Here is a 294-nt window from a genome sequence, read left to right on the forward strand (position 1 = left end):
TCATTTTTGTTTTAAGTATTATTCTTGGTGCGATTTCTCTTTTTCTCTGGAATTCACGTTGTACTATGGATAATTTTAATAAGCAAGAAACACTTACTTATTTGATGGTAAGCGTAATCATGTTGATTATCAGCATTTATGGTATATCTACAACTTGTGCAGATATGTTCTTGACTGTTTTGTTAAAGAATAAAAAAATGAAATATCAAAATGATAATCTGTTTGTAGCAAGAACATTTGCTTCTAAAGCAAGAACAATGAGCTTCACATTTGGTACATTGTCTATGTTGATTT

General features: G+C 28.9%; 1 protein-coding gene. It reads left to right on the forward strand.

Features of this window, described 5'->3' with window-relative positions; genetic code table 11:
- The coding region (locus PZH32_RS13310; RefSeq protein ID WP_275208728.1) for a hypothetical protein at nucleotides 1-294 on the forward strand (294 nt) is incomplete at both ends.

Origin of the sequence: Adlercreutzia equolifaciens, assembly GCF_029076695.1 — a bacterium.
Classification (GTDB): Bacteria; Actinomycetota; Coriobacteriia; order Coriobacteriales; family Eggerthellaceae; genus Adlercreutzia; species Adlercreutzia equolifaciens_A.